At 44.7% G+C, this 23,103-nt stretch carries 27 protein-coding genes and 1 rRNA gene; 15 read left to right on the forward strand and 13 right to left on the reverse strand.

Features of this window, described 5'->3' with window-relative positions; genetic code table 11:
- Positions 1-25: 25 nt before the first annotated feature.
- Positions 26-580, reverse strand: a complete 555-nt coding sequence (locus EYM_RS02910) for an AAA family ATPase (RefSeq protein WP_217221092.1) — start codon at positions 578-580, stop codon at positions 26-28.
- Positions 581-711: 131 nt separating this feature from the next.
- Here EYM_RS02910 and EYM_RS02915 point away from each other — a divergent pair, with 131 nt between their 5' ends.
- Complete coding sequence (locus EYM_RS02915) at positions 712-1,866, forward strand: PhoH family protein (protein ID WP_075049599.1); 1,155 nt, start codon at positions 712-714, stop codon at positions 1,864-1,866.
- Positions 1,867-1,903: 37 nt separating this feature from the next.
- On the opposite strand, the gene EYM_RS07980 is transcribed toward EYM_RS02915, so the two are convergent.
- On the reverse strand, positions 1,904-2,338 hold the full coding sequence (locus EYM_RS07980; RefSeq protein WP_157058742.1) for a Mut7-C RNAse domain-containing protein: 435 nt from the start codon (positions 2,336-2,338) through the stop codon (positions 1,904-1,906).
- Positions 2,335-3,156: a hypothetical protein gene (locus EYM_RS02925; RefSeq protein WP_075049601.1), complete on the reverse strand. Its 822-nt coding sequence runs from the start codon at positions 3,154-3,156 to the stop codon at positions 2,335-2,337. Before EYM_RS02925 ends, EYM_RS07980 begins: the two co-directional genes overlap by 4 nt.
- 124 nt (positions 3,157-3,280) lie before the next feature.
- On the opposite strand from EYM_RS02925, the gene EYM_RS02930 reads away from it, so the two are divergent.
- A complete protein-coding gene (locus EYM_RS02930) occupies positions 3,281-3,829 on the forward strand; it encodes an RNA 2'-phosphotransferase (protein ID WP_075049602.1) in 549 nt (182 codons plus the stop codon).
- A 51-nt stretch (positions 3,830-3,880) separates the two neighbouring features.
- Positions 3,881-4,246, forward strand: coding sequence for a 6,7-dimethyl-8-ribityllumazine synthase (gene ribH / locus EYM_RS02935; protein ID WP_420806571.1), 366 nt, complete (start codon positions 3,881-3,883; stop codon positions 4,244-4,246).
- A gap of 12 nt (positions 4,247-4,258) precedes the next feature.
- On the opposite strand, the gene EYM_RS02940 is transcribed toward ribH, so the two are convergent.
- Positions 4,259-4,453, reverse strand: coding sequence for a hypothetical protein (locus tag EYM_RS02940; protein ID WP_075049604.1), 195 nt, complete (start codon positions 4,451-4,453; stop codon positions 4,259-4,261).
- A 15-nt stretch (positions 4,454-4,468) separates the two neighbouring features.
- Positions 4,469-5,959 (reverse strand): ATP-binding protein, encoded by a 1,491-nt coding sequence (locus EYM_RS02945; RefSeq protein WP_075049605.1) that lies wholly within the window; start codon positions 5,957-5,959, stop codon positions 4,469-4,471.
- Positions 5,960-5,995: 36 nt separating this feature from the next.
- On the opposite strand from EYM_RS02945, the gene EYM_RS02950 reads away from it, so the two are divergent.
- Positions 5,996-6,655, forward strand: coding sequence for a hypothetical protein (locus EYM_RS02950; RefSeq protein WP_157058744.1), 660 nt, complete (start codon positions 5,996-5,998; stop codon positions 6,653-6,655).
- The gene (locus EYM_RS02955) at positions 6,610-7,338 is read left to right on the forward strand and encodes a flavoprotein (protein WP_157058745.1); all 729 of its coding nucleotides are present in this window, start codon (positions 6,610-6,612) and stop codon (positions 7,336-7,338) included. Before EYM_RS02950 ends, EYM_RS02955 begins: the two co-directional genes overlap by 46 nt.
- A gap of 383 nt (positions 7,339-7,721) precedes the next feature.
- On the opposite strand, the gene EYM_RS02965 is transcribed toward EYM_RS02955, so the two are convergent.
- Complete coding sequence (locus tag EYM_RS02965) at positions 7,722-8,852, reverse strand: pyridoxal-phosphate-dependent aminotransferase family protein (RefSeq protein WP_075049609.1); 1,131 nt, start codon at positions 8,850-8,852, stop codon at positions 7,722-7,724.
- 87 nt (positions 8,853-8,939) lie between these two features.
- Here EYM_RS02965 and EYM_RS02970 point away from each other — a divergent pair, with 87 nt between their 5' ends.
- Both EYM_RS02970 and EYM_RS02975 read left to right on the forward strand, forming a co-directional pair.
- A complete protein-coding gene (locus EYM_RS02970) occupies positions 8,940-9,701 on the forward strand; it encodes an SAM hydrolase/SAM-dependent halogenase family protein (RefSeq protein ID WP_075049610.1) in 762 nt (253 codons plus the stop codon).
- Between the two features lie 61 nt (positions 9,702-9,762).
- Positions 9,763-10,287 carry a nicotinamide-nucleotide adenylyltransferase gene (locus EYM_RS02975; protein ID WP_075049611.1) on the forward strand — a complete coding sequence of 175 codons (525 nt, stop codon included), beginning with the start codon at positions 9,763-9,765 and terminating at the stop codon, positions 10,285-10,287.
- A gap of 8 nt (positions 10,288-10,295) precedes the next feature.
- On the opposite strand, the gene EYM_RS02980 is transcribed toward EYM_RS02975, so the two are convergent.
- On the reverse strand, positions 10,296-10,718 hold the full coding sequence (locus EYM_RS02980; protein ID WP_075049612.1) for a metal-sulfur cluster assembly factor: 423 nt from the start codon (positions 10,716-10,718) through the stop codon (positions 10,296-10,298).
- A 108-nt stretch (positions 10,719-10,826) separates the two neighbouring features.
- Here EYM_RS02980 and cedA1 point away from each other — a divergent pair, with 108 nt between their 5' ends.
- The 6 genes from cedA1 to EYM_RS07985 all read left to right on the forward strand — a co-directional run bounded on the left by cedA1 (position 10,827) and on the right by EYM_RS07985 (position 14,162).
- Entirely contained in the window at positions 10,827-11,114 is a 288-nt protein-coding gene (gene cedA1 / locus EYM_RS02985) for a DNA import protein CedA1 (protein ID WP_075049613.1), read from the forward strand.
- A gap of 96 nt (positions 11,115-11,210) precedes the next feature.
- The gene (locus EYM_RS02990) at positions 11,211-11,792 is read left to right on the forward strand and encodes a hypothetical protein (protein WP_075049614.1); all 582 of its coding nucleotides are present in this window, start codon (positions 11,211-11,213) and stop codon (positions 11,790-11,792) included.
- 55 nt (positions 11,793-11,847) lie between these two features.
- A complete protein-coding gene (locus EYM_RS02995) occupies positions 11,848-12,270 on the forward strand; it encodes an OB-fold nucleic acid binding domain-containing protein (RefSeq protein ID WP_075049615.1) in 423 nt (140 codons plus the stop codon).
- A gap of 363 nt (positions 12,271-12,633) precedes the next feature.
- Entirely contained in the window at positions 12,634-13,398 is a 765-nt protein-coding gene (locus EYM_RS03000) for an NAD(+)/NADH kinase (RefSeq protein WP_075049616.1), read from the forward strand.
- Positions 13,399-13,410: 12 nt separating this feature from the next.
- Positions 13,411-13,785: a sirohydrochlorin chelatase gene (locus tag EYM_RS03005; RefSeq protein WP_075049617.1), complete on the forward strand. Its 375-nt coding sequence runs from the start codon at positions 13,411-13,413 to the stop codon at positions 13,783-13,785.
- 47 nt (positions 13,786-13,832) lie between these two features.
- Positions 13,833-14,162, forward strand: a complete 330-nt coding sequence (locus EYM_RS07985; protein WP_420806572.1) for a DUF371 domain-containing protein — start codon at positions 13,833-13,835, stop codon at positions 14,160-14,162.
- Here the strand turns inward: EYM_RS07985 and EYM_RS03015 are convergent.
- The gene (locus EYM_RS03015) at positions 14,145-15,896 is read right to left on the reverse strand and encodes an ArsB/NhaD family transporter (protein WP_168050183.1); all 1,752 of its coding nucleotides are present in this window, start codon (positions 15,894-15,896) and stop codon (positions 14,145-14,147) included. The genes EYM_RS07985 and EYM_RS03015 overlap by 18 nt on opposite strands.
- A 168-nt stretch (positions 15,897-16,064) precedes the next feature.
- Between EYM_RS03015 and EYM_RS03020 the strand changes: the two genes are divergently transcribed.
- The gene (locus EYM_RS03020; RefSeq protein WP_075049620.1) at positions 16,065-16,478 is read left to right on the forward strand and encodes a hypothetical protein; all 414 of its coding nucleotides are present in this window, start codon (positions 16,065-16,067) and stop codon (positions 16,476-16,478) included.
- On the forward strand, positions 16,459-16,740 hold the full coding sequence (locus tag EYM_RS03025; RefSeq protein ID WP_075049621.1) for an Rpb4 family DNA-directed RNA polymerase subunit: 282 nt from the start codon (positions 16,459-16,461) through the stop codon (positions 16,738-16,740). The genes EYM_RS03020 and EYM_RS03025 overlap by 20 nt, the downstream gene beginning before the upstream one ends.
- 5 nt (positions 16,741-16,745) lie before the next feature.
- On the opposite strand, the gene EYM_RS03030 is transcribed toward EYM_RS03025, so the two are convergent.
- The 5 genes from EYM_RS03030 to EYM_RS03050 all read right to left on the reverse strand — a co-directional run bounded on the left by EYM_RS03030 (position 16,746) and on the right by EYM_RS03050 (position 23,091).
- The gene (locus tag EYM_RS03030) at positions 16,746-17,351 is read right to left on the reverse strand and encodes a TATA-box-binding protein (protein ID WP_083495014.1); all 606 of its coding nucleotides are present in this window, start codon (positions 17,349-17,351) and stop codon (positions 16,746-16,748) included.
- 64 nt (positions 17,352-17,415) lie between these two features.
- Positions 17,416-18,414 carry a radical SAM/SPASM domain-containing protein gene (locus EYM_RS03035; protein WP_075049622.1) on the reverse strand — a complete coding sequence of 333 codons (999 nt, stop codon included), beginning with the start codon at positions 18,412-18,414 and terminating at the stop codon, positions 17,416-17,418.
- A gap of 206 nt (positions 18,415-18,620) precedes the next feature.
- Positions 18,621-20,119, reverse strand: a 16S ribosomal RNA gene (locus EYM_RS03040).
- A 465-nt stretch (positions 20,120-20,584) separates the two neighbouring features.
- Positions 20,585-22,540, reverse strand: a complete 1,956-nt coding sequence (locus tag EYM_RS03045) for an anaerobic ribonucleoside triphosphate reductase (RefSeq protein WP_075049623.1) — start codon at positions 22,538-22,540, stop codon at positions 20,585-20,587.
- A 185-nt stretch (positions 22,541-22,725) separates the two neighbouring features.
- Positions 22,726-23,091: a hypothetical protein gene (locus EYM_RS03050; RefSeq protein WP_075049624.1), complete on the reverse strand. Its 366-nt coding sequence runs from the start codon at positions 23,089-23,091 to the stop codon at positions 22,726-22,728.
- Between the last annotated feature and the right edge of the window lie 12 nt (positions 23,092-23,103).

The raw sequence follows: 23,103 nt of genomic DNA on the forward strand, positions 1-23,103 counted from the left end.
ATTGGGCTCACACTTACTAAGTATATTAGTAACAATAGGTTCTCAATAGTTCCGAGAGTAATCGTTTCGACTTATCTACGAAATCTTGTAACGTTGATACGTTCTCAATAACTATCTCCGCATTTCGCATTACCTTATCTATACCTAAGGATATCTCTAGTTCGTCGCGTTTCCTCAGTTCCTCCTCACTAACGTCATCAACTCTACCCCTCTTTAATACTCTACCTAAACGAACTTCGAAAGGAGCCTCTATTGAAATTATCACAACTTTACCGAGCTTTCTAAAGACTTCCACCTCGTCCAAGGATCGAACGCCATCTATAACTACGGCACAACTCTCGAGTCCTCGTATCTTCTCTGCAACTCTTTTCGCTACTGCTATCGAACCCTCTTCTTCTCTAAGTTGCAATGCCACGCGCCTTATGTTCTCCGGAGTTAGATCTAATCCCCTCCTTACTACTTCACTTCGAACGATGTCTCCCATAACAATCACTGGTATCTTAAGTTGCTCTGCGACCTTAGCGAAAGTACCTTTACCGGAACCGGGCAGTCCCGTTGTCACTATTATTAGTTTTACCAAATCGAACTCCATTACATTGATGTTAAACGATCGAATTTAATTTAACTGCATGAAGAGCTATGATCCCAGGGTCCGGATAAAACCCGTATTTTTCTAAGGAATACATCATGAAGTAACACTGGGATGGAACGATGGTACTCGAAAACGTGAGACCGAAAACGAAGGCCCAATCTGCCCTACTCAAGGCTTTGGAAGATTCGACAATAGATATAGTAGGTGCGTTTGGACCTTCGGGAACCGGTAAGAGTCTAATATCGTTAGCATACGCAATAGGAGCCCTCAAAGAAGGAAAGTATGAAAAAGTAATAATAGCGAGACCAGTCATTGACGTAGTTACCGGTAAGGAACTTACTATTGCTGACGTAGGCGTAGAGGACTACTTTCAAATAGCTGCCGCATACCTAAGAGATATCCTTGCAGGCTTTATAGACCAGAACGAAATAGAGGAACTACATTCAAAGGGTAAACTTCTACTCGTAGACACTCACTACTTAAGAGGTAGGACGTTCGATAGGTCTATTGTAGTACTAGATGACGCGCAAAACGCTGATCCCGAAGCGGCCATAGAGGCTCTAATGAGGTTGGGGGAGTCAAGTAAGTTCGTTGTGATTGGTGATCCTGTATTCCAGTCTAATACCGAAATAGGAAGAGACGGTGCATCGCTCTTGAGAGAAATATTGCTTCGAGAAGATGGAACTGTAGTGATAGACTTCGGACTTAAAGATATAGTAAGACCAGGTGCTCGCAGAGGTATAAGGTTCATGATGGAACTTCGAATGAGGAAAAGGGAACTAAACGACGTCGAAAAGAACGTCCTCGAAGCCGCGAAAATATACGCTCCTGATGCAGACGTCATAACAGTGGTCGAATTCGTAGACCTCAAAAAGAAATACGAACTTGAGGACAACCAACACGTTCCAGATGGACTCGTGGTCCTTAAGGAGGGGCATGCTCCTCGCTTAATAGGAAAAGGCGGTGAAAGGATTGCCAGGATAGAAGAAGATACTGGTCTAAAGCTAAGGACCGTAGAACTGACTAATGATTTGAAGGACTTTATTATAGCCGTACATCCAGTTCCATGGATCTCCAAACACATAGTAGATGTTGATTTCGCTGGTCCCCAATTAATGGTTAAGGTCAATAGCGACGAATTCGGAGCCTTCGTAGGTCAGAAAGGCAAATACGTAAGATTTGTAAGCGAGATTATGAAGAGGCTCTTAGGAGTCCCAGTCTGGGCAACGGAGGTTCAAAAGGGTAAGAAAAAGAGAGGAAGAAGAAACCGCTAGTGGTCGAACTAGATGAGATTTCGCTGGGTTGTCCGACTCACTCACCAAACATCATATTAATCTCTCTAATCACGTTTTCAATGCGCCGTATGTGCGAACCTCTCCAATAAGGTTGTCCGCATTTCGTACAAACCCATACTTCCCTGTCACCCATTACTCCTATTCGCCTTAATGGAGCGTTACACAGACTGCACCTCTTAGGTGTTATAGGTAGTTCGTAACGGATACCTGTCTTAAGTTTGAGTTCTATGAGTTGATTTTTTACGTCGATGGAGTTTACGTATACGCAGTTTCTAGGGAGCCGCTGACAGAGAAATTTGTCCCTTGTTAGTATTATACATCTGGATTTCTTGAAGCGTTGGACTATCTTCGAGTCTTCTTCTTGGGTATACTCGGCAGAATACCCTAATATCCTCAAATATCGAGTTAGTTTACCTAACATTGCATCTGCCAAAAAGCATGGCTCTGTCATATCATTTGACTGAAAATCAAACTCCAAGGGACATACCTTACCTCTCCTTTTACACTTATTAGTATACCATCATCTGTTTCGGGTTTAATTAGTTCAATTACCTCCTTTAAAGTTACGTTCTCACTGATTATATGAGGTTCCTTCAACAATCCATCGAAACTAACTTCTCCAATGGGATTTCTCCTTTCTTCCCATATTTTCATGAGAACGTCTCTAGCTTTCAGAACCTTATCGCCTACTAGAACTATTGGGAACACCTTCTCATCCATTAACATCAGTGCTTCTCCTAAGGTGTTAGCTCTCGGTAGCTCGAGTGCGAGCTCCCCTAACTGTATTGCAGGAAGATCGCTTACGCGCGTTGCGAGGATTTCCCTTATAGGTAAACTGGCAACTACCTTTCCTTCCTCTACTACTGGGTATAAGTCAATAAGCGGTTCGTTCTTTATTAGTTCCCTTACTTCTTTATCGCTCATTTCCCCGTCGATTGGAGTTACCTTCTCTTCGACTCTTTTTACTGGTTCTAAGAAGATTTCATAAATCGGCGTATCCCTTTCATGCCACAATGCGATAGAAGCAGCAATTTTAGGTAAGCGTGCTATGCCCACGTACTTATCCCCATCGGCTAAAATAACATTAGAGATAGTGCGTGAATTTAATAATTCCAAAATTATGGACCTGAGATTAGCTTGAGGCGAGTGTACCTCTTCAGGTTCTTTAACGTATGATATCCATTTCTCTTCTTTATGCTTTCTAGATAGCTTACTAGGCGTGCCGTCCGAACGTAAGTATCTCGTCCCCTCGGGCATTCTTGGCTTCAACCGCTGCACCAATCTAAAGATTCCATAGAAGGATTATATTTCCGAGACTTTCAGGTGGGATCTTACTGGAACAATAATTAATCGCTACCCATTAACTTTCATTCGGTCGATGAGGACTCAAGACATGGATGATAGAACTAAGGTTAAAATTAGCAAGTACATGACTTACTTACTCAGACACAAGCCGGATTTCGTAGATAGGCACGGTTGGGTCACGTTAGATAGGCTTCTTAGAGAAGTTAGGAAGAAATTTCCGGAAGTAAATTTGGAGGACATAATTGAAATCGCCAGAGAAGATGAAAAGGGAAGGTATGAAATTTCCGGAAATAAGATAAGGGCCCGGTACGGTCATACGTTTCCAGTAACCATTGAAATGGAAGAGGATTACGAAGGGAAACTTTTCCATGGTACTTCTTGCGAGAACGCAATGAAAATTATTAACGAAGGTATAAAACCTATGAAGAGAACTTATGTTCATTTGGCTACAACCTTAGACATAGCTATAGAAAACGCCAAGAGGAAAGGCAAGTGCATCGTTGTATTTGAGGTAGATCCCTTGTGCTTGAAATCGAAGGGATTGAAAGTTTATAAAGCAAGTGAGAAAATCAGGGTTACTAATTACGTTCCCCCGGAGTGCATAAAAGAGGTGCTTAGAACCGTTTTGGGGAAGTAGAATTTGAAGATAGGAATTGTAGTAGCTGAGTTCAATTATGACATAACCTATATGATGAAAGAGAAGGCCGTTTCTCATGCCCAATTCTTAGGCGTTGACTTCGAAGTTGTTTACGTGCCGGGCGTATTTGAAACACCATTAGCAACCAAGGTACTACTAGAAAGGGACGATATAGATGCGGTGGCAGTAATAGGTGCTGTAATAAAAGGAGAGACGGACCACGATCAAGTTGTAGCTCATCAAGCCGCACGTAAACTTCTAGACCTATCGTTAGAATATAATAAGCCAGTAGCGCTCGGAATAATAGGTCCCAATGCTACAAGAGAGCAAGCTACTGAAAGGATAGAAGAATATGCGAGAAGGGCTGTAGAGGCAGCCGTTAAGATGGTTAGGAGACTGAACAATATAAAGGAGTAAAATTGAATAGAATTAAAGTTTGGCATGAGTAATCATGTGATTAATTAAAGAACGTTCGTCAAAGAAGTACCTCCCATTACTTTCTTCAATAGAGTGACATATTGGGCATGAGAGCAAGCCACTGACTTCGTCTCGCGGAACTCTCAACCTTATACCTTCTACATCTATCTCTACTATCTTCCATCGGGGCGTCCAGTTTAAGCTCACATCAAATCCCCCCTTTCATATTTTATCTGGGGTCTTTACATAGTCAATAACTATTCCTTGAACTTGTTTCAAGCTCCATATGATTCGTTCCTGGAGGTTCTTCCTATCGTTTTCGTTTATGTTGAACTTCCTCCTTGCCCACCATATGCTATCTCGATCTATTTTACCGTTACCTTTCATTGCAGCCATCCTTACGAAAGCGTCTATTTCGGCTGCGCTGAACCACCTAGTTATTCTAACCATGTCTTCCAAAAGAGCATGGGAAGCTAGCTTCACGTCGTAGCGACGCAAGGCATTAGTAATTATTTTCTCCCTGAATTCTTTATCAGGATAACCCATGACGATTATGGCATCGATTCTCCCAGGTCTAATTAACGCTTGATCTATAATTTCAGGATGATTTGCAGTTAGAGCTATCAAAGGTTTCCTTTCCTCTTGCAACATCTTTAGGAAAACAGAGACCTCTGCTAAGTAACCTTCGTGAACAGCCATAGTTCGACTAGCCAAGAATTCCGCGTCATCTATTAAAACAGTTATATCGCTCCTATTCTTTATACTGTCGAAAATACTCTTCAGTATCTTCTCAGTCTGACCGTACCACATACTCCTATAAGTTGACGGATCTATATCTAGTAATTTCCTATTCAACTCCTTACTAATCGCTTCTACGAGTACTGATTTGCCCATTCCGGGAGGTCCAGTAACGATTATTCCCTTAAGTGCATATTTCTTTGAACCAAGAATAGGGTTAATAACGATAGTTCTAACTTGCTCAGATAGCTCTCTGGGGAATTGACTTAAATCCCATGTGGGTTTTCTCAATTTTAAACTTAGAGATACGTCATCGTCATCGTCCACAACTACCTCGTCTTCCTCAAATATATTAGCAATCCTAACTAGCAAGAAGTTCTGAATAGTAAGTTTCTTCGTGAAATCTGATGGAACTTCTCCTATTCGTTCTAACTCTTTAAGGATCCTTCGAAGTTCATTTCTTTCTCTTCTAAAAATTTTTAGGACGTCCTCTCTAGTCAGTTTTTCTACATCTGAGGAAATCGTGATTGGTATTAGTTTGATCTTCTTTTGACATTGAGGTTTGAGCGCTATTAAGAACGCTATTCTCCTTTTGTTATTCTCAGCGTCAATTATAGAGTAAGCCAAGTTAACGTCGTATTCTTCTAAAGCAGAAGGGATATAGTATCTAACTAATGGTCTTATCATCCCCCTTATTATCTCCTCGCTAGAGAGGAAAGTAGACGGTATCTTGAGCTTGTATATCAATGGCGTTTCCTCCTTACTATCCAATTCCTCTACTACAGTCTTCTGAAACTTATTGACTATGGGTAAGACGTAAAATTCGTCTTCTAAGCTTTCGAGAACTTGTTGCTTACCTCTCTTTTTGTAGATAATCATATAGGTTTTGGCGTTATCATGCTCGAGCTTGAGCACCTCGGCATTCTTCAAAGTTTTATTTTGATCGACAACGTCTACTCTGGTAGCGCCGTTCACTACTAACGACCGTTAATACGGGGGTCGATTACAGTTATGAATATGGTTGCGAAAATATGTAACGATTGGAAGATAGCCTTAGGTGATCTTTCGAAATGGCTTTCGTTTGACCTACGAAAAGACTTTAGGGCTGTTAGCGAACTTGAAAAAATACGTCTAACCTACCGAATCCCCCATTTCGATTGTTTGGTCGTAATTGGACCACAATATGAGTCGACTGAGCTACCTAAAGACTGTTCAACAATGGTAGTTGATAGCGCATTGAACGTCTTCGATGGTCACCCTGACGTAATAGTCAGCGACATGGACGGAGTAACGCTCGAAAGGTTGAAGGAAGAAATGATGGCGGGATCCACCTTATTCCTAGTTGCTCATGGCGATAATTTCGAGAAGATTCTCCAAGTGGTAAAAGTATTGGAGGATTACGGAAACGTGATACTCGTATCTCAGTTATTGACGCCATCGCTCCGAATCCCTTGTATTCCGGCATTCAGTGATGGAGACAAAGCTATATTCATAGCAAGACTTATCTCACGAAAGGTGAAAATTTTTGGTTTCGATACAAACTATCAAAGTACTCGAAGCAAAAGCGTCGAGCTTTCGACGAAGCTTCGAAAAATAGCGCTATCGAGAGCTTATGGGACGATAATTTGGTCAAGGTATTATGGGGAGTTACCGGTGCCGGCCATTGGATGAGGGAATCCGCTTCGATATTTGAAAAAGTGGCATCTAGAACCAAGGTTACAGTTATCATGACTCGTAACGGCTATGAGATAGCTAAGCTATACGGAGTCCTAGACGTGTTCAAGAAATATACCGGTGGATATTATTCCGAACTTGAAGTAGATCCCAATCCCCTTTCTCATATATATGGAAGAGTTCTTTCGAAGAAGTACGAGTTATTCGTATTAGCTCCGTTATCAGCGAACACCGCTAACAAAATAGCTGATGGAATAGCAGATAATTTGGTTACGACAGCGGCAGCTATGGCTAGGAAAGCCGGTGTAACTACAATTCTCTTACCTACTGATGCGCCTTGGGTAAAGGAAACGGCCCTTCCTTGTACGGTTCACGATAACTGCGTCAACTGTTCAGTATGTCCTCCTCAAGAAACTTGTCCTACGAAAGCCATTGTTGACGGTATATCTAAAAAGAGAATTCTTCTAGATCGGTGTATAGGTTGCGAATTATGTGTAACCAAATGTCCCTACGAAGCAATTAACTGCTTCGAAAAGGTTGAGATAAACGTTCACTGGCTAGAGGTAGAGAAGCTTAAGGTTTTGGAGAAGTTCGAAAGCTTCATTATAGTACGTTCTCCAGAAGAACTCTCGAGAATCATTAACGAATACTTAGACGTAGCCCTCAATGAGGGGGCGTAACATGAGGGTAACGGCATCTCTTCCATACAAATTGGCACTAATAGACATCAACGAATCAATTCATGTGGAACTTCATTTAGAATGGCCACGCTTAATCGTTGAGACGAACTTGAAGAATTCGTGGAATTTCTACGAATGTAGAGGTCTGAAAGTTTATCGAAACAAACGCCTAGAGAAACTCATACTAGAACCTATTAATCTAACCCTTCTCTTTTCGAAATTAGAACATAATAGAAGTTATTATTGTAGAGAACTATGGGAATTCGTCTTTGGTGCGAGAGATGAACTCGCGTGTTCCGGTGGTCTAGTGCTAAGGAAAGGAAGAAGTAGTAGTTATATAGGTCCATCTATCGAGACTAGAGTAGACGTTTTCGGGCCTAGGCTTAGAGTAACGAGAAATACTCTCCATAGAACGAATCAACCAATTCCTTGTTAGCCTTATACAAATCTGCTAGGAACATCAAAGCCCTGTAAACCACATCTGATTCGTACCACCCCATAGTTCCAATTCTGATGCTCTTCTCTTTCAGCTTCCAAGCACCGGAGCCTATTTCTATACCGTATCTCTCTTTTGCTAGATTCTTCGCGTGGGCGGGCGTCACGCCTTCTGGTAATATCGGCACCACAATACTGTTCGAACGCCAGTTCTCCTTGGGATACACTCGACCACCGGCTTCTTCCACAATACCGTTCAGTACTTTCGAGAAAGCTTCGTGCCTCTTTATCCAATTACTTAGACCCATCGAAAGTATTTTCTCTAAGGCTTTGTTCAAAGCGTAAATTAACGAAACGGCGGGCGTAGCTGGCGTCTCAAATTTCTCATCATAGAACTTCTTGTATTGTTCTAAGTCCCAGTATAGAGACTTCTTTTCAACGCGTTTCATTTTCTCTAGGGCTCTTTCCCTATATGCAACAAAAGACAACCCCGGAGGACTCATTAGTGCCTTCTGGGAAGCTGAAGCGACAGCATCTAGATCCATTACATCCATTGATAGTTCGTGTGCACCTAGATGACTAACCGAGTCAACTAGTATTAGACCATCCCTTTCGTGGACAACTTTAGCTAGCTCCTCTAAGTTCCTATGAACTACACCAGTACTCGTTTCATTAGCAACTATTCCAACGACCGATGCGCCAGTTTTCTTCAATGCACTATCTAGTTCCTCTGCTGTTATTCCCTCTCCTTCCTTAGGCTCAATTAATTCTACATCTATACCTAAGTACTTAGCTATGGTGGCCATTCTATCACTAAAGGTTCCTGTCTGAACAATTAACATCTTCTCGTTCCTGCTTACAAAGCTACTTACCATGGCTTCAACCGCTCCACTTCCGGAGGCCGTCAACAATGCAATATCGCAATCGCACCCAAATATTTCTTTTAACTTAGAAATAGTTGATTTCATTAATTCCCTAAACTCAGGTCCCCTATGGTTTATCATTGGGAGCGATTGACTTAGTTCTACATCCGGATGAAGAGAAACTGGACCCGGAAGCAAAAGCTGGATTCTCTTCATTTCTTCTAACCCGTTAAGTAGCTTCTAAGGGAAAGATTAATCTTTCTACTGCTAGGTGTCACGTACTTTAAACGGGAGGCGTTAGTCTTGATCGGAATAATTACGGATTATGGGTATAATGACGTATATGCGGGGCTACTAAAGGTCGTTGCTAAGGAAGTTTGTAGAAACGCTGAAATCATTGATATTACACATGGTATAGAGAGTTTCAATATACTAAAGGGAGCCTACGCGACGCTTGTAACTCTTCCTCACCTACCTCCCAGATCTAGCTTGGTTGTGGTAGTGGACCCGAGCGTCGGAAGTTCTAGAGAACCTATAGTAGCGGAGATAGGGGAATGGTATGTAGTAGCACCCAACAACGGGGTCGTTTGGTTGGCTGCCCTTGAGTACGGCGTAGGTAATGTATTCAGAATAGAGAAAAAACTAACGAAATATCGATCCCATACCTTTCACGGTCGCGATATATTCGTTCCCGTAGGAGCGTATTTAGAATGCGGTGGCTCCCCAGAACGCTTAGGCAACCTTACCTCTCTCAAAGAGTTACCTGTAAATTTAGTAAGAGAACTTAGTGGTTCAATGTTAAGGAGTACAGTCATATACGTAGATAAGTTCGGTAATGTAGCTTTATGGTATAAAGGTAACCCGTTTTCGTATGGAGATAAAGTACTAATCAACAATAAGTTCGAGGCTAAGGTAGTCAAGACCTTCTCCGAGGTTCGTAAAGGGGAACTGGCAGTTTACGTTAATAGTTTTGGATATTTAGAAATCGCTAAGTACCTAGGCAATGCTGCAAGGGAACTTGATTTAGAGGAAGGAAATATAGTTACATTAGAGAAATTAACTTGAGCTAAAAGAGGGATGAGAATTTACTTTCTAGCGCTAGGTAAATTGAGACTCGGGAATCGTAATGGGTGTTAAAAGGGGTGTAATACCCGGAAGGTATCAACCGTTCCACAAAGGTCACTTACATTTGATCAAATGGGCCCTCGAGAGACTGGATGAGGTAATAATAGTTATAGGGAGTGCTCAGGAAAGCCATACCCTTCAAAATCCATTGACTGCAGGAGAGAGAGTACTGTCCATTAAAAGAGCGCTCGAATGCGAAGGCATTGATCTATCCAAGGTTTACTTAATACCCGTACCCGACATTTTGATGAATAGAGCTTGGGTCTCACATGTTGAGACCTACGTACCTAAGTTTCACGTTGCAATTTCCAGGAACCCTCTTGTCAAAGTTTTATTTAGAGAAGCAGGATATGAAGTCTTAGAACCACCTGCGTTCGAAAGAAATAGTTACGTAGCTACTAACATACGCGCACTGATAGCGAAAGGAGATAAGAGGTGGAAGGAACTAGTACCGAAATGCGTCGCTGAGGTTTTGGAAGAAATAAACCTTGAAGAAAGGATGAGAGAATTATTAAGGAGAGATTGATCTATGGATTAATCTATGTAGCCCATAGCACGTAAATATCCTTCTTCGCTACCATATTTCGCTTTGTATTCCTCTACGATATCGTAACCATATATTTCCTTGAACTTCTTCCTACCCTCCTCCTTCATTTTAAATGGAGTCCACGGGGGATCGAAAGTGAGATCCAAGTCCACGTCCTTGACACCGGGTATTGCCTTGATACCATTTACTATCTGCCACAGTATTTGTCCTGCTATGGGACACGTGGGTGAAGTTAGAGTCATCTTTATCTTTACAATTCCATCATCCGTTACGTCTAAGTTGTACACCAATCCTAGATCCCATACAGAGATAGGTATTTCGGGATCGTGTACCTTTTTCAATACTTTCTCAATTACTTCCTTCTTTATCTTTTCCTTATCCACTTTTTGGGGAGATTCTTGTTCAGTCATTCCTCACAACCCCAAATACATTGAATCTGGTCGTTCAATTAATTGATGTAAACTTTCGATTACACGCGTGTTTCCGATTAGCTGGTTATGACTACTAAAGGGGTTAGTATGGACTTTAGAAGCATAATAGACATGATCTATGATTGGACACTGAAGCTCTCAATTCTCGCCTGGGCGATGGTAGGTCTCTCGTGGGTCATAGGGTGGATGCTAAGGGGTGCTCCAATACCAATACTGAAAATAAAGCGTTTCGGGCATTCGCTAATAGAGGATGCCGTATTGGCTGCATTATGGTTAGCCCTCGGCAGCACGGTATTCTTCCTCATCTCCTCAATAACTAAGAACTTAACTCCCCCAACTGTAATAAACGTGACCGCACCCGTTTCGGTGCAATGAAGATACTATGGCGAAACTGATGGAAATGATGAATCAGCCGGGCTCGAGCACCAAGTCCTTATTTATTTCCCGCTGCTAAGCTAACTCAGATGCATATTGAACGAGAGAGCTAAGGAAGTAATTGAAAGCTTGGGCGTAAAGGAAATTGCAAGGCGAATGTTAGCGACTAACGGCGTAGACTCCTTACTATCAACTATAGGCATCCTCAATGGAACTCTAAGCGCAACTCATTCCAATGACCCTAACATTTACTTAAGTAGCGTGCTTGGAGGTGCCGTCTCATTAGGTCTTTTAAGCGGATTCGTAGGAGTCTATATAACTGAGAGGGCCGAGAGACTAGAGGAACTCCGAAAAATAGAAAGGGCTATGGCGAGGAAGTTAAACAAAAGTTTCTATGCTAAAGCAGTTAATTACGCCTCGGTTTACGTGGCCTTATGGAGCTTAGTAGGTTCGCTGGTCCTTCCACTAACCTCTTTAATACCAATCATTCTCTCGAAATTCGGAGTACTTGAAACTACACTAGGAGTCTTACTAAGCATAGTTTTAGCCCATTTAGAACTTTCTCTAATAGGGCTTAGCTTTGGGGGCAGTAACAGGGTCAAGGTAGCTATACAATACCTCATACTAGGAATTGGTGCTACAATAATTTCAATGCTACTAGGCAACGTAATTAGCTAACGTAAATAACTTAAAAACGATATTTGAAGGAACACTAGTGTAGTGGTGTGTTAGTTTGGTAGATAAAATCTCTGACTTAAAGGAAGGCAAGAGCGTTACAATAAAAGGGAAGGTCCTCGAAACCAGTGAGGTCAAGACCGTTCAAACGAAGTATGGCCCGAGAGAGTTAAGCGAGGCAGTAATAGGCGATGAGACGGGTAAGGTAAGGGTAACTCTTTGGGGAGATAAGGCGGGAACTCTTAAGGAGGGTGAGGTAGTAGAAATCAGAGATGGCTGGACGACCTCCTTCCGTGGTGAAGTAAAGGTCAACGTCAATCAAAGGAGCGAGATAGAAGTTCTAAACGAAGAAGGTCCTTCTGAAGACGAGATACCCGATAACTGGCCGAAAGCTGAAGGGAGAGACATGAGGAGACGTCCTAGAAATAACTTCAGGGGTTCGAGACGCGGATCTCATCGAAATTATCGCAAGGAATTCTAATTGCCTTGGAGTAACGCTTCCGGATAATAATTAAAAAGCATCCATCTACACCTTTTAGCACGAACCTCCTCCTTGAGAGCCTTTTAATTAAGTACTTGCTAAGTGCATCTAAACCTTTTTCCGTTAATCTATATGCCTTCCCAGAGCTCCTCTCCAGTAAACCGAATTTAACAGCGAAATATAGATACTTCCTTAGTGTGGACTTGGGTAAATTCAGTTCATCGGAGAGATTCTCATCTCCTTTTTCGCGTATCAGATAAATGAACGGGATTATCCATTCGATGTTCGACATAGTTCCTTGACCTCCCGTGATACAGAAGTATCTACTAAAAGCGCTTACATGCGATTTTACTTGGTCATATAATGAAAGCAGTAATAGCAAGGAAACCTGGTTCGGAGTTAGCGGATAGAATAGCCAAGGAGGCTATTGAAATCTTAAGAAGGCATGGGGTCGAAACGTGCGATTTTCCTAATTGCAATCCATGTGAGTCGGACTTCGTAGTGGTTATAGGTGGTGATGGAACCCTTCTTTACGTCGCTTCTAAGACCCCTTGCGATACGCCGCCTATAATTACTATACGAGCTGGGAGGAGGGCTTTTCTCTTGGAACTCGAAGAATCGGAAGTAGAGGATGGCTTGAAAAGTTTCTTAGAAGGTAGATACTCCATTGAAAAGCATAAGCGCTTGAGATTTGGTGAATTCAATGCTATGAACGAGATTGCTGTACTAAGTAAGGGTCGGAGGGTAACCAAACTCTCGGTGTACTCAGATGGTTCGAAGATATACGAAGGCTTGGAAGGTGACGGTTTGATAATTTCAACTACTCTGGGTTCAACAGCATACGCTCTATCAGCTGGGGGTCCTCTAATCGATCCTCGATTGGATGCAATACTAATAGTTCCGGTAAATCCTATCCAACTGAACGTGAGGCCTGTAGTGCTGCCCTCTACAGCTGAAGTAACTATTAATATAGAATATAATCTGGAAGAGGTCGATGTATTAATAGATGGCATAATTAGTACGAAGGCGAAAAACATTTCTTCGAGTTTGGACGGACCCTATGTAACCCTAGCTCGGTTTAAGCCTCGGAAGTTCTATGAAAGGCTTATAGAATTACGTTCGCTCTAGGATCCTAAGGTCGTGAAGATCTTGACTGTGCTCCTACTTGTTGCGCATGGAAGTAAAAACGAGAAGTTCAATGAGATGGTCTTAAGAGTTGCGATGCAATTGAAACGCAAAGCAGGGAAGGTATACGTGGGGTTCTTGCTCGGCACACCCTCTGTAAGGGAAGCAGCCGAAAAGGCCTTTGCAGAGAGCGATGAGGTAATTGTAGTACCATTTTTTATAGCTGAGGGGAGCCACGTAGTCAAAGACTTGAAGAAGGAAATTGAAGAGGTAGCTAAGGGAAGCGGTAAGAAAGTCGTCTTCGCGAAAGCACTCGGTGATCATCCTTTAGTGGTGGAAGCCCTCTATCAAAGGTTCGTAGAAGCACTACGTTCAAGTATTACTTCTTAGGAAAATTTCACGCGAACGTACAAGCAACGCATAAGTCCACGATTGAAATAACTTGCGAGGAGAGGTTAACGCCCCGAGGGGATTGCATAGTCCTTACTTCCTCCACCCACGAGCCAGAGAAGCTAAGGGAAATGTGTAGGGAAGGAAGGAAAGGAGTCTTATGTATAATTTCGAGATACGGGGCTACGTGCATACAAGGAAAATGCAATCAATTCGAAGGCAGTTGCAAAATAATACTCCGAAAAGGCTCATTTAAATCACCAGAAACGTTGCTATATGACACAAACTTCTCGGCTTATGACATAGATAGGGATCTCATAAACGCGGCCAGGTTGTGGGGAGTTAGGGCAGTAGTCACATTAATGGTATACCAGTAAACCGTGGAATATTAGTAGAAGCAATGCTACACCCAGAGTAGCCACTACAACGATTGTACCTATTACGAGCCATTCCATGAACCTCGATACTCTATGTTTCTGCCTTTCTAGTAATCCTAAGGCTACTATGTTTGCCGTACTTCCTATCATACTCATGTTGCCACCCATAGTAGCACCATAGAGCAATGCCCACCAAAGGAGGTCCGCTCCAGGTAAACCTATCTCAACTAGCGTCTTCACTACGGGCGCAAGGGCCACAACCACTGGCATGTTATCTAAGAACGCTGATATTAAAGCGGAGATCACTGCAACGGATACTGTCAACATTATTGTAACAGATAAGTTTAATTCACCAACACCCATTATTAAGGCGTAAGCCATCTTATCAGTAACTCCCGTGTAGCTCAAAGCTGATGCAATTGCGAATAAGAACATGAAGAAGATAAGCGTCCACCACTCAACGCCATGTTCAACGAGCCTCCTAGGCTCCTCATATCTGAGCATAACGATCGAAGCGACTATAATTGGACTGAATATAAGTAAAGCTTCAGGCGTTATAGTAGCATGGATCGAATGAGCATCTAAAGAGTACAGCGCGTTAAGAAGGCTATTTACTACCCCAGATAGGGACGTGTGAAACGCTATTAGCAGAATTACTGCGGTGAAGTATATCCAACCGTCTCTGAACTCCTTCAATATCTTCTCGATCTTTTGTTCATCGTCTTTATTCAATTGCACGCCAGGGTCGCTTACTTTACCGGCAAGCCAACTGACCAAAAAGGGCCTTTTCCTGGCTATGTACGCTCTAATGTACTCAGCTGGGATTCCTTTGAATATGCCCCATTCGTCTAGTTCTATATTGCTTTCCTCTAACTTCCTTATAGCTTTCGTAACTCCAAGTTTCTTGAGCCATAGAATTCCTATTCCGATGAAGACTAGAAGCGCTGATAGGCTTCCGGGCGTTGCCCATACTAAGAAGTCCTCGAAGCTCTTCCCCGACTGTAATGCAATGTAAATACCTATTGGGTTACCTATCATCGTTGCCGCCGAACCGATATTAGTCGCCATTACTGCGTACATCACCAACGGTAACGGTTCTATTCCTATTAGACCTGAGAGCGATATAACTAGTCTCGTAACGAAAACTATGCTCGTCACTTCGTCAACTAAAGCTGCCATTATCCAGCTTAGGAAGGCAAGCATGATAAGGAAGTTTAGCGGTTTAAACTTACTTGCTTTTATCATCTTTATTGTTATCCATTCGAGTACCCCTTTCTCGCTTAGGTACTCAACGATAATCATCATAGAAATTAGGAACAATATCAAACCTAGTTCCATGTGCTCTATTATCAACTCGAAGGGCGCTACTCCGAAAAGCAATAGGGCAGTCACACCGAGCATGACGTAGCTTAACCTTTTCTTCCAGTATAGAATAGTACCTAGTATCGCCGTTACGAAGGCCGTTAACGCAATAGCTTCGGAAAGGGCTGTTGTGAAAGAGTTGATATCTGCTTCGCAAGTACCGCGAATAGGTAAGGAATATTCCTCAGCTATTTTCAACCATTCGCAGTGCTTCATCTGGAACTGATGTAGTATCTTATGAATAGCTTTCTCAAGAGGTCCTTCTATCATAGTAACTTTGAAGTTTAAGAAAGTTATAAACGCCAGTGCGAATACAATAGCTATTGAAACAACCATTAAGATCGGTTTCCGTTCCTCCGTTATTCCACTCATTTGAACGCCTACCTGAATTAACGAAAAGGAAGAAGAGTATATATCTTCATCAAATTCTAGCATTAGGAATATGGTATTATCTTAGTATTCCATCAAAAGAGATATGCTTAAATCGCTCCTCTTGGATAAGCAGTCTAGGGATGAAGTATATCAAGCGAGCTTGAGAAATTGGCTATCATGCTAAACGCTTTAGGACATCCGGCCAGACTAGCGTTAGCGTTATACCTACTTAGGTCGAAGAAAGGCGTAGTTTGGGAAGCGTTAAGAAACGCGCTCAAAGAGAACGGTTTGGAAACAGATTTCGATAAACTAAACTATCATCTTTCTATACTTATAAAGAGTGGTGTTGTAACTAAGGTCAAAGTGGAAGAAGGCATATGGGTATACAAGCTTTCGAGAGATGCGCGAGCATTGGTAAGGACCATCAGAAATAAGGTACTCCTCAAAAACTCCTCCTCCATATCCGGTAACGAGGGTAGTAGGAGTGCCGAGGGAACAGATAGAGGCAAGATTCATATCGAACGCAGAAGCATTAGAGATACTAGAAAAGAGATGGAAGGAATTGGGACCCGAGGTCTCTAAGCTTGAATATAGACCACTAGATAGCGCGGTTAGGATCCTGAGGGAGTTCGTTAAGTGTTCAGTTGATAAAGTTAGGGAACTAGACGAATTTCTAAAGAATCTCAACTTAGAAGAAGAGGTAAGGGTGGTTATCGAGAACATTTGTCCCACGAACAAGGGCTTATTGAGAGTTCTACTGGACATTTCATCAGATGTTGAACTAACCGAAGAGGAGCTAGATCTGATAGTTGAAAAAGTAAAAGAGCTGCTTGGAGAAGAGTGAGTTATTTAGTCTTCGAAGAGCTCCTCTTCGCTCAGATCTTCCTCGTCCATTTTCCTAATGCATTCCAATTCCTCTAGTTTCTTATAGACCCTATCAACCGCCTTTTTCACTTCTTCCTCTCTCTTGGCTCCAGTTATAACCATCTTGCCAGATGAGAACAGAAGTAGGACTACTCTGGGTTCGTCGAGTCTATATATAAGGCCCGGGAATTGTTCTGGTTCATACATACTATTTTCGAGGAGATACGCCGCTTTCTCTAAGTCGACTTGAACGTTCAAGTTAGCGGAAGCAACTATGTTTTGAATCTGAATCCTAGGTCTAGCCTTCTCAATTATACCCTCGCGTTTCAATATCGCGAAGATCGTTTTTACTGCTCTAATTAGCTCCTCCGTGCTCTTGGCTCCAGTTATAACCATCTTACCGGACTTGAAAATCAGGGCAGTGACCCTGGGTTGCTCTAATCTAAATATCAGACCGGGAAATTGTTCTGGTTCATACTCAACGTTATTGAGCCTCCTTTCTATTTCTTCTAGGTCTATCCTTTGATCTATGGATACCGTTGCTACTATGTTTTCGATTTTAATAATAGGTTTCGGAGAAGCTGAGGACAATATTCTTAACCCTCTTTAAAAAGGGGGATTTCACTTAAAAAGTTGGCGTTATTTAATACCTAATTTAATACCGCGTAAGGATGCGAAATCCTTCATTTAAAAATGGGCATAATGGATCACCTTCTAATGTCCCTCTCTCCGTTAAGGCTCTCGCATAACACCCGCCCAAACATTCATTAAAGAACGGGCACTTGGAACATAAGTGACCCCTGGGCCTCTTGATCTCTCTTACTAGCGGGTGATTCAAGTAATTTAACCAAACCTCTTTGAAACTCGATTTCGTAACCTTTCCCAATCTGAAATCAAGCACGTCACATAGCATAACGGAACCGTCTGGTCCTATGTCAATCGTATTTTGTTTCCTACAGTTACCAGCATGAAAGCGTTTGTTCCGTACGATAAATCTCGACCAAGGCGCACACCAAGCTCCGCCTCGAATTTCGTACAGTGTAAGTAGATAGTTCATTTGATGAAGTGAAAGAAGGAAGTTCTTCCAATCTATATGTAGCTTAGTTTCCCTAGCCATACCGAACGGCATTGTAGGGATAATGATGAATTCGCTTGCACCTAGCTTGTATGCCAGTTCACCGACTTCTATCACTTTATTATAATTTAGGGGATTGATTGCCATAATTATGGCAAATTCCACGCCATGTTTCTTCAAGTTATTAATACCCCTGAGAACAGCGTTCCACGTTCCAGCTCCTCTTATTTGTTCATGAATGTGTTTAGGCCCGTCTATACTAACGTACACGTAAACCCCGCGGAGCTTCCTCGCTGTCTCCTCGGTGATAGCAGTGCCATTCGAAACCACGCTCGGATAAACCTTCTTGTCCAAAAGATCTTTGAATATTTCGAACAACCACTTCTTATAGATTAGTACTTCGCCACCGCTGAAGTTTACCCATCTCAAACCCATTTCAATAGCTTCGTTCAATACCCTCGAAACAACCTCCTTGTCGACTTCCGGACCCCATTTAGTGAAGCGAGAAGCGTAACAATGGAGGCAATTAAGGTTACACTTACCAGTTAGTATCCATATTATGCCCGTAGGACCTTTCAATGTAAGTACCCCATTTAATCCACTATGATCTAACGCCCAACAGAAGTAACGAAGAACTAGCTGGAAATTTCCAACCAATCGTGAGCAAAGAAAGGACGAAAGCTAAATTGAGACAATATCAACAGAGTAGGGTCGCCGAGGTGTCGGATGCGAACCTCTCGCCATCCCGGGCCCTCCGGCACTTCCCCCGGAGGACCGCTCTAAGCTGGAGGTGATCCAGCCGCAGGTTCCCCTACGGCTACCTTGTTACGACTTCTCCCCCCTCGGGAGGAGGGGGTTCGACCCCCGGGGTTTCCCCCGGGGGCCTCACCCCCTCCTCCCTCGGGTGGAGCGACGGGCGGTGTGTGCAAGGAGCAGGGACGTGTTCACCGCACGATGCTAACGTGCGGTTACTAGGGATTCCGCGTTCACGAGGGCGAGTTGCAGCCCTCGATCCCAACCTCGGCGGGGTTTGAGGGATTTGCTCCCCCTTTCGGGGTCGCAACCCGCTGTCCCCGCCATTGTAGCCCGCGTGCAGCCCGGGGGTTTCGGGGCATGCTGACCTGCCATAGCCCCCTCCTTCCTCCGCCTTATACGGCGGCAGTCCCCCTACTGTGCCCCGGGGCCGGAGCCCCGGGTAGCAAGTAGGGGTGGGGGTCTCGCTCGTTGCCGGACTTAACCGGACACCTCACGGCACGAGCTGGCGACGGCCATGCACCTCCTCTCAGCGCGTCAGGTAAGGTCTTCAGCCTGACCTTCATCCTGCTGTCGCCCCCGGTGAGGTTCCCGGCGTTGACTCCAATTAAGCCGCAGGCTCCACCCCTTGTGGTGCTCCCCCGCCAATTCCTTTAAGTTTCAGCCTTGCGGCCGTACTCCCCAGGCGGCGGGCTTAACGGCTTCCCTGCGGCACTGGGCGGGCTCGAAGCCCGCCCAACACCTAGCCCGCATCGTTTACAGCCGGGACTACCCGGGTATCTAATCCGGTTCGCTCCCCCGGCTTTCGCCCCTCACCGTCGGGCGCGTTCCAGCCGAGCGCCTTCGCCACTGGCGGTCCTCCCGGGATTATCGGATTTCGCCCCTACCCCGGGAGTACCCTCGGCCTCTCCCGCCCCCTAGCCTGGTGGTTTCCCCTCCACCCCCGGGGTTGAGCCCCGGGTTTTAGGAGGGGACCTACCAGGCCGGCTACGGGCGCTTTAGGCCCAATAAACGTCCCGACCACTCGCGGGGCTGGTATTACCGCGGCGGCTGACACCAGACTTGCCCCCCGCTTATTACCCCCGCCTGTTTACAGCGGGGAAAAGCCCCCGTAATGGGGGCACTCGGGGTAACCCCGTCACGGTTGCCCGCATTGCGGAGTTTTCGCGCCTGGTGCGCCCCGTAGGGCCTGGGCCCTTGTCTCAGTGCCCATCTGGGGGCTCCCGCTCCCACGGCCCCTACCCGTCTTAGGCTTGGCGGGCCGTTACCCCGCCAACTACCTGATAGGGCGCAGCCCCATCCTCGGGCGGAGAGGCGGCGATAACCCCCGCCTCCCCCTTTCGGGGCGGTACCCTTCCAGGCCACCGCCCCTATGGGGGATTAGCACCAGTTTCCCGGTGTTATCCCCCTCCCGAGGGTAGGTTAGCCACGTGTTACTCAGCCGTCCGCCACGCCCGCGGCGGCGGGCGTTCGACTCCCATGGCTTAGCCTTACCCCGATAGCGGTCGGGTCCGGCAGGATCAACCGGAGCCACGGCCGCAACGGCCTGAGGGGGCGGGTGCCGGAGGGCCCGGGTCTTAGCGGGCTCGCATCCGACACCTCGGCGACCCTGTCGGGCCGGACCTCTGTCCGGCCCCCATTTTTCCCGTGAGCGTGCTTCTTCGCCGCGTGCCGGGTTTCTCCCCGGCGCCCCGCGGCGCTCTCCGTGTTTTCCAGTAGGGGCGTGGGGGTTATAAAATTAACTACAAGATATTTAACGAATATTATCTTTAGAGATTAAGTAACGATATATGAGATATAAGAGAAACATGTGGCTCGGTGTAGGCTAGGGGTTCTTCACCCTTCTGGTCCGGCCTGGTACTCTTCATCGCCACTGAGGGGAGGTATGTTCTAGGTACTGATAAAGGGCTTGAATATTGAATATAAGAAAGGATCTAGCGTACCAGGATTAGACACTAGAATAAGTTCTAGGGAAGGCAAGTGGAAAAGTTGAGAGCTACATTGGTTTACCGTCTTCGAGGCTGTATACAGCCAACTTACCTTTACCTAAGTCTTCTCCATAATGAGTCCTCATGCCGAACTCCTTCTGACGGAATGGGTTCCAGTTACTCACTGGCCGGTAGTAGCCAATTATCCTACTCCATATCTCAGTCTTGGCGCCGCATCTAGGACACCTAGTATAGAGGCCTACCGTTTTGTGCCCGTTCTCACATACGCTTATCGCGGGCGTGTAGCTCCAATATACGACACCAGCGTCCATTATTTTCTGCGTGAGTTTAGCTAGCGCTTCTGGATCCGGTTGCTCGCCTAGGAATATGTGCATCATAACACCGCCAGTGAACCTTTGTTGGACCTTTCCTTCCCATCTTATTCTCTGCCATAGAGTTATTCCGTGATCGTAGTAGGGAACCACGCTAGTAGAGTACATGTCTACTCCTTCAGGAACGTACTCCCTGACTTCCGGGTAGTGCTTTAAGTCGTTCATGAAGAGCTTCGCTGCCGCTGTTTCACCTGGTACTTCCTCAACGTTGAATGGTTCACCCATTTCAACGGTAAGCCTCGAAGCAATATCTGCCATCCTCTTTATCATTTCATCTTCTAGTTGAATAGCCTTCTCTTTAGTACCAACGTCCTCGCTCGTCCAGACCTCGGGGTCACCTAGCAAGATGGCTGCTGCTTCGGGCATGCCTATTGCACCAATGGTATTGAAGTGCGTCTTAGTCCACTCGGGGCTGTATTCCCAGACCATGCTGTAGAAGTTTCTGTAGTTCTTCATCAGCCTCAAGTAGTGAGCTCTCCACCAGCTAAGCCATTTAGCAACTAACTCTACTCTTTCTTCAAGGATGTTGAAGAACGTATCAACGTCTCCCCTTGCATCGAGGGCGATTCTAGGTAGGTTAACCGTGACGACGCCTATACTACCAGTTATGTCTGGAATTGCCCACATCCCACCGAGTCTGCCCTTTGCTAGCCTTTCGAGCTCTTCTTTCCTCTGATCTTCTAAGCTCTTTAAGCGGAGGCCGCCGAGCAATGCCTTGTTAACGTCGTCCTTCTTGACTACATATCTACAGCACATTGCGAAGGCTGAATCTGGATCAATCACCTTTGTGTTTAGCCAGTAGTAGCTTCCCATCTTAGCTGCCGTTCCGAATATTGCATCGAAGAGCTCGGCGTCATTATAGAAGTCCTTGGCAGTGGGCATCAAAGTAGGAATGGGGAAGGTGAACGGTTGCCTCTGAGCGTCCCCTCTTTGAAGTACCTTACCTAGTTGTATTAACCACCTCCTAGCTTCGTCTAGGTAGTCGCCTAGAAGATCGCCGGTGGAGGCGCCTCCATTTACAGCTGGTTGATCTAACATATACTTACTCTCGGTATACGTCACAGTGATGTTAGTGAAAGGCGTTTGCATTCCTGGCCTCCATGGCAAGTTAAGTTCGTAATATAAGGTCTGAATACCTTGTCTTATCTCCTCATCGCTGAGGTGTTCCTTTGCTATGAAGGGAGCGACCCAAAGTTCTAAACTTCCATACGCTTGAGCACCTGTCCAGTATTGTTGCATCATGGCAAGGAAGTTAGCCGCATGGGCCATCGCAACTTGGTAATGCCTAGCGGGACCCGCAACTATAGTAGGGGTCTTGAGTCCCTTCTTTAACACTCTCGAATAGTCGTTACCGTTACAGTAGGGGAGGAATACGCTTTGCGGTAGCTTGTGAACATATACTATACCCTCCTTATGTGCAGAAATCATGTCCTTTGGCATGACTTCCTCAACGACGCTCTCCCATAGATACCTCTCAGCAGCCTCGAGAAGCAACTTGTTTGGACCTTGGTACTCGTTGCTGTTTACGCTTCTCCCCATGAGGTCCTCTAAAGTTGTGCTAGGCTGCTTAGAGTTAGTGAAGCCCAATTGCGTTAGGTGATCGCCTTTCTTCTTAGGTATTTGCATCCTCATACCCGATTCCCAATACTTACTAGCACTATGCTCCATTTTCAGAGGGGTCGTCGTATTATCGGAATATTACTAGGTGACACAAATGTAAGACCGCGTATTCGACTTTATATCCAAGTTTTGTAAGGAGAATTCGTTCAGTTCACTTTCACCAAACTCTCTAGCTTTAAGAGGTATCAATCGAAGTATCAATCACCGAAGAGCGTCTCGCGAAATTGCTTTAGATCGTTTATCTCCTCAAGTATCATTTCTTGGGGAACGTTAACGCGTCCTTTCAGACTCATTTTTAGAAGTTCCTCTAAGATCTCCTTCTCGTCTTCAATGCCTACGAGCCTATAGTACTTCCTTAGTAACTCGAAATCTTCCCCTTCGCCCTCATTCATCTCTCTAAGAGACCTCCTTAGTTCCCTTAAACGAGTTAGGATTTCAATTATTCTATTGTCTATCCCATCATCGCTTGGCAACTCCTTCAGCATTTCTATTATATCTTGGAGCTCTTCAAGCAATTTTATTTGCTCTTCGGATGCCTTCAAATAGTCCCCAAATGGAATCACGATCCCTCCCCG

It is taken from the genome of Ignicoccus islandicus DSM 13165, assembly GCF_001481685.1.
In the GTDB taxonomy this organism is placed as follows: domain Archaea; phylum Thermoproteota; class Thermoprotei_A; order Sulfolobales; family Ignicoccaceae; genus Ignicoccus; species Ignicoccus islandicus.